The 5,836-nt window shown below is 67.4% G+C and carries 5 protein-coding genes; 4 read left to right on the top strand and 1 reads right to left on the bottom strand.

Going from position 1 to position 5,836, the window contains the following annotated elements; translation table 11 throughout:
• Positions 1–225, bottom strand: a 225-nt coding sequence (locus CF68_RS38565) for a hypothetical protein (protein ID WP_235205849.1), incomplete at its 3' end; no start/stop codon positions are given.
• A 128-nt stretch (positions 226–353) separates the two neighbouring features.
• On the opposite strand from CF68_RS38565, the gene CF68_RS21815 reads away from it, so the two are divergent.
• The 4 genes from CF68_RS21815 to CF68_RS21830 form a co-directional block, all read left to right on the top strand.
• The gene (locus tag CF68_RS21815; RefSeq protein ID WP_035822836.1) at positions 354–2,027 is read left to right on the top strand and encodes an AMP-binding protein; all 1,674 of its coding nucleotides are present in this window, start codon (positions 354–356) and stop codon (positions 2,025–2,027) included.
• Positions 2,028–2,067: 40 nt separating this feature from the next.
• Positions 2,068–2,454 carry a DUF488 domain-containing protein gene (locus tag CF68_RS21820; protein ID WP_035822838.1) on the top strand — a complete coding sequence of 129 codons (387 nt, stop codon included), beginning with the start codon at positions 2,068–2,070 and terminating at the stop codon, positions 2,452–2,454.
• A gap of 57 nt (positions 2,455–2,511) precedes the next feature.
• A complete protein-coding gene (locus CF68_RS21825) occupies positions 2,512–3,756 on the top strand; it encodes a nucleoside recognition domain-containing protein (protein ID WP_035822840.1) in 1,245 nt (414 codons plus the stop codon).
• 401 nt (positions 3,757–4,157) lie between these two features.
• Positions 4,158–5,836, top strand: a 1,679-nt coding sequence (locus tag CF68_RS21830) for an FUSC family protein (protein ID WP_235205851.1), incomplete at its 3' end; no start/stop codon positions are given.

Here is a 5,836-nt window from a genome sequence, read left to right on the forward strand (position 1 = left end):
AGCTTTCTTCGTTTCGTCAACCGTTTCAGCATCTTTTTTTGCTGCGGCCGGCGCGCTAACTTCGCTGCGCCAACCATCCCGGTCGACCCCGCAACCCTTGCTGCGTCTGCTTTGCAGCGCTGCGTTGTGTTGCGAGGGGGCGAATATTAAGGGACGCAGGACCGACTGGCAAGCGATTTCGCGAAATAATTCGAAGTCCTCGTAGAAGCGGCGCACGAGGCTCAAATGTCTCGGTGGTGACAGCATCCAGCGGCGCCTCGGCTTAAGCTGAGGCCATGGGCGTTGGCCCAACCCGAGACGCCTTCCTTATATATAGACGTCGAATGCCAAGCAGAGCAGTTGAAGGAGACAAGATGACCCGACCCGTGACGCCCGGCCTCTCCCTGGTTGCCGGCAGCACCGACATCCCCATGTCTGATGAGACGATTCCGGCATTGCTGGCGCGCACGGTCGCCGCAAACCCGGGCGCCCCGGCGGTGGTATTCCGCGAGCATGGTGTGCGCTGGAGCTGGGCGGAGTTCAGCGACCAGGTTGATCGCCTGGCCAGCGGCCTGCTCCGGCGCGGCATCCAGCCGGGCGACCGCGTCGGCATCTGGGCGCCGAACCGGCCCGAATGGCTGGTGACCCAGTTCGCCACCGCGCGCATCGGCGCCATCCTGGTCAATATCAATCCGGCATACCGCCAGGCGGAGCTGGAATATGCGCTGAACAAGGCCGGCGTGCGCATGCTGATCACGGCCGCGCGTTTCAAGACCAGCGACTACCTGGCCACCCTCCAGGCGCTGGCGCCGGAACTGGCCGAGGCCGAGCCGGGGGCGCTGCGCTCCGCCCGGCTGCCCCGGCTGCAGTGGGTGATCCGCATGGGAGGCGAGGCGACGCCCGGCATGCTCAATTACGATGCACTGCTGGCCGAACCCGATACTGCGCGCCTGGACGCGGTGACCGCCACGCTCTCCGCGCTCGACGCCATCAATATCCAGTTCACCAGCGGCACCACCGGCAACCCCAAGGGCGCCACCCTGACGCATCACAACGTGGTCAACAACGGCCGCTTTGTCGCCATGGCGATGCGACTTGGCGACAGTGACGTCCTGTGCATCCCGGTGCCGCTCTATCACTGCTTCGGCATGGTGCTGTCAGTGCTGGCCTGCGTCTCGGTCGGCGCCTGCATGGTGTTCCCGGGCGAGGCCTTCGATCCGCTCGCGACCATGCAGGCGGCCAGCGAGGAACGCTGCACCGCCCTGCATGGCGTGCCGACCATGTTTATCGCCCAGCTCGACCATCCGGAGTTCAGCCGCTTCGACTTCTCGACCCTGCGCACCGGCATCATGGCCGGCGCCCCCTGCCCGATCGAGGTCATGAAACGCGTGGTGGCGGACATGCATATGTCCGAGGTCACCATTGCCTATGGCATGACCGAGACCAGCCCGGTCTCGTTCCAGAGCGCCACCGACGATCCGCTGGACAAGCGCGTCGCCACCGTCGGGCGGGTGCAACCGCACCTGGAATGCAAGGTGGTCGACGCCCTCGGCGAGGTCGTGCCGACCGGCGCCACCGGCGAGCTCTGCACCCGCGGCTATTCCGTGATGCAAGGCTACTGGGAAGACGACGCGCGCACCCGCGAGGCCATCCGCGACGGCTGGATGCACACCGGCGACCTCGCCACCATTGACGACGAGGGCTACTGCAACATCGTCGGCCGGGTCAAAGACATGCTGATCCGTGGCGGCGAGAACATCTACCCACGCGAGATCGAGGAATTCCTGTTCCGGCATCCCAAGGTGCAGGCGGTGCAGGTCTTTGGCGTGCCTGACCAGAAATACGGCGAGGAGGTCTGCGCCTGGATCGTGCTCAAACCCGGCCAGACCGCCACCGAGGACGAGATCCGCACGTTCTGCCGTGACCAGATCGCCCACTACAAGATTCCGCGCTATATCCGCTTTGTCTCGGAAATGCCGATGACTGTGACGGGCAAGGTGCAGAAGTTTGTCATGCGCGACACCATGATTCATGATCTGGGACTTTAGCCGGACGCACACGCGTCGGCGGACATGAGCGGGACCCTCCATGACCATCCGAATCGTAAGACTGGGCACACCGCGCGCGGCCGATGAAGGCCTGCGCATCGGCACCGTGCGCCGGCCGCCGCGGGGCGTGCCCAAATCCGAGTTTGCCAACCGCGACTTCTACGATGTCTGGTATCCCGTGCTGTCGCCATCGCCCGAGCTGGTTGCCCAGGCGCTGCAGGCCACCGATGACAAGCAATGGCGGGCGTTCGTGCGGCATTTCCGCAAGGAAATGGCCGAGCCGGACGCCAGCCGCACGCTCGACCTGCTCGCTGCGCTGTCGCATCAGACCAATTTCTCGGTAGGCTGCTACTGCGAGAACGAGGCGCACTGCCACCGCTCGATCCTGCGCGAGCTGCTGGCCGAACGCGGGGCCGTGATCGGCTGAGCTGCACGCCGTGCCGGGAATCTCCCCGGCTTTGATTCCCCCGCTTCCCGCATTCCGATGGCCCTGAACGTTGTCTGGCTCGGTTTCTTCCTGATTTCCTTTGTCGCCGCCTGCGTCCGCCTAGCCAGCGGCGATCTCACCGTGTTCCCGGCGATGCTGGCAAGCCTGTTCGACAGCGCGCGCACGGCCTTCGAGATCGCGCTCGGCCTAGCCGGGGTGATGAGCCTGTGGCTTGGCATCATGCGCATCGGCGAGCGCGCCGGCGTGGTCGATGCCTTCGCCCGGCTGGTGAACCCGCTGCTGCGCCATTTCTTCCCCGGCGTGCCGCAGGGCCATCCGGCACAGGGGGCGATGATGATGAACGTGTCGGCCAACCTGCTCGGGCTGGACAATGCCGCCACGCCGCTCGGCCTGAATGCCATGCGCGAGCTGCAGACGCTGAACCGCCGCCCGGACGTGGCCACCGATGCGCAGATCATGTTCATCGTGCTGAATACGGCCGGGCTGACGCTGATCCCGACCTCGGTGATCGCGATCCGGCAGGCCATTGCGGTCAAGCAGGGGCTGGTGGGTTTCAATGCGGCCGATATCTTCCTGCCGACGCTGCTGGCCACCGGCGGCTCATGCCTGGCCGGCCTGCTGGCGGTGGCGTGGGTGCAGCGGCTGAACCTGCTGCGCCCGGCCGTGCTGGTGGCGTTCGGGCTGGTCGCGGCGCTGCTGGGCGGGATGTTCGCCTGGCTGCGGCACGCGCCGCCGGAGCAGGTCGGCAGCGTCACGGCACTGGCCGGCGCCGCCTTCATCCTGTCGCTGATCACGCTGTTCCTGGTCTGCGGCGCGCTGCGGCGGGTCAATGTCTATGAAGCCTTTATCGATGGCGCCAAGGAAGGCTTTGGCGTCGCCGTGCAGATCATTCCCTACCTGGTGGCGATCCTCGTAGCCATCGGCCTGTTCCGGGCCACCGGCTGCATGGACGTGCTGATGGGCTGGCTGACGCTGGGCTTTGCCCAGCTGGGCGTCAATACGGACTTCGTGCCGGCGCTGCCGGTCGGGCTGATGAAGATCCTGTCCGGCGCCGGCGCGCGCGGGCTGATGGTGGATGTGATGACGACCTATGGCGTGGATTCGTTCCAGGGACGGCTGGCGGCGATCATCCAGGGCTCGACCGAGACCACTTTCTATGTGCTGGCGGTCTACTTTGGCAGCATCAATGTGCGCAATACGCGCCATGCGCTGGGTTGTGCGCTGGTGGCCGATGCTGCCGGGATCGTGTGTGCGGTAGGTGCCGCATACCTGTTCCGTTAGGACACCGCCGGATAGTCAGAAACCGGACTTTGTTGCATCGATACAACGCCATTGTGCTCAATGTCGGACATTGACACATGGCCACTTGGTGCGTCGCAACAAATCATGTATAGTGGAGTCTGTCTCCTCCACCACCTCGGTGGATTCCAACCCACGCACAACCTGCGTGGGTTTTTTTTCGCCTTCGCGCCGGAACGGTCACAACCCCTGTGCACGTTTGCACCTGCTGGCGCAGCAATCGTGCTTGGGTCCTCGCCACGCGGCATTCTCGCTCCACCGTGGTGCGGCGACCCGCTGCTGTGGCCAACAGGCCAGTTTTGTTGCAACGCAGCAACCGGTATCGTAGAGTGGTCTCACGACGGGCGCCCGACCTGGCAGGCCCGCGTGGATCCCGGCCCCGCATGTTTGCCTCCGCCCTAATTGCCCGCTACTGGCCAGACCCCGTGCTGCTCCGGCGCGGGATCATCTATGCGCTGTCGTTCCTGGCCCTTGCCGGTATTGGCTGGCTGACCGGGGATGCGGGCTACCTGTGGTCGGCCACGGCCTCGATCTGGACCTGCCTGGCAGACCGGCAGGGCACGGCGTCGGTGCGGCTATCCAGCCTGGGAGCGGTCGGCATTGGCGGGGCGGTGGCCAGCGCGCTGGGCGCGGCCGTGGCGCCGGCGCCCTGGCTGGCCGTGCTGGTGGTGATGGCGGGAGGGCTTGCCGCGGGCCTGGCAGAGACGCGCGGCCCGGCCAGTGCGCTCGCGGCCAAGCTGCTCTATGTCGTGCTGGTGGCCGCGTGCCTGCAGCCTGCGGCCGGGCCTGACCTGGCCGTGCAGGCCCTGCAAAGCGGGCTCGACTTCCTGCGCGGCGGCGTGTTCGCCTGCCTGGCTTGCCTGGCACTGATTCCGTCGGCCCGCGACGACCGGCCACGCACCGAGATCGTGGCCGCCTACGACGCGCTGGTCCGACTCGCCACGGCACTCGCCGACACCCGCCACGGCAATGACCTGGCCACCTGCAAACAGGACATCCGCAACCGCATCGAGGCCGCGCGCCAAGCCATCGAGGCCCGACGCAGCCTGCGCGACGCTTACACGCTCCTGCACTATGCCTATGCCGTGGGTGTCGCCGACGCCCTGTTTGCGCTGCTGATCGTCGCAGGCGAGCTGCGCGAGCGCGCCGGCGCCGCCCATGGCTTGCCGATGCAGCCGCCGTTGCGCCATATCGCGCGCTGCGTCGCCGACGCCCGCGAGCAAGTTGGCCAGGCACTGGTTCGGCATGCGCCCGACCTGCCGGCATTGAGCGCGGCGCTGCGCCACGAACTGCGGCGGCTGACCGCGCCCGTGGCCAATGCCAGCGCCCGCCCCCCCTATCAGTCGGCACTATCCGCCCTGGCACGCCATCCGGATTTCGACCGATGGCGCGCAAGCTTCCGCTGGCCGCGGCGCGGCATCGGGCACGGGCTGGCCCAGATGCTGCGCGGGCTGGCCGACCACGCTGCAGGCGATGCCCTGGCCACGCGCCACGCCCTGCGGCTGGCGCTGGCCGGCAGCCTTAGCCTGCTGCCGGCGCAGTGGTGGCGGCTGGACCACGGCTACTGGGTGGCGGTGACCGTGATCATGGTGCTCAGCCCCCAGCTGCAGACCACCCGGCAGGTTTCCGTGAAACGCTTTGCGGGCTCGCTGGCGGGCGCCTTGTGCGCCTGTGTGATTGGCCTGCTCCATCCGGCGCCGGTGGTGGCGCTGGGCATCAGCGCGGCCTTCCTGGCCGGGGCCTATGCCAGCCGCCTTGCCGGGCAGCCCGGGGCGTTCGCGTTCTGCCTGACACCGGCCGTGATCCTGTTCTCATGGGTCGGCGCGCCGGCCGTCGACAGCAGCCACTTTGCCGCGCTGCGCGGCATCGACACCGCGCTTGGCTGCCTGATCGCGCTGGCGACTTACTACGTGCTGGCACCGCGCGTGGAGATGTCGCGCGTGTTCCGCCACGCCGTCGACGCGGTGGCGGTCAACACGGTCTACCTGCGTGCCGCCTTTGCCGCCAGCCGCGTGGCCGAGGCCGCGACGCCGCCCGCCGTGCCGCGGCCGGGAGCCTTGCG

Source organism: Cupriavidus sp. SK-4 (genome assembly GCF_000611125.1).
In the GTDB taxonomy this organism is placed as follows: domain Bacteria; phylum Pseudomonadota; class Gammaproteobacteria; order Burkholderiales; family Burkholderiaceae; genus Cupriavidus; species Cupriavidus necator.

Excerpts from the sequence above, each read along its gene's own strand:
- CF68_RS21820 (WP_035822838.1), top strand. The coding sequence starts at position 2,068 with ATGACCATCCGAATCGTAAGACTGGGCACACCGCGCGCGGCCGATGAA.
- CF68_RS21815 (WP_035822836.1), top strand. The coding sequence starts at position 354 with ATGACCCGACCCGTGACGCCCGGCCTCTCCCTGGTTGCCGGCAGCACC.
- CF68_RS21825 (WP_035822840.1), top strand. The coding sequence starts at position 2,512 with ATGGCCCTGAACGTTGTCTGGCTCGGTTTCTTCCTGATTTCCTTTGTC.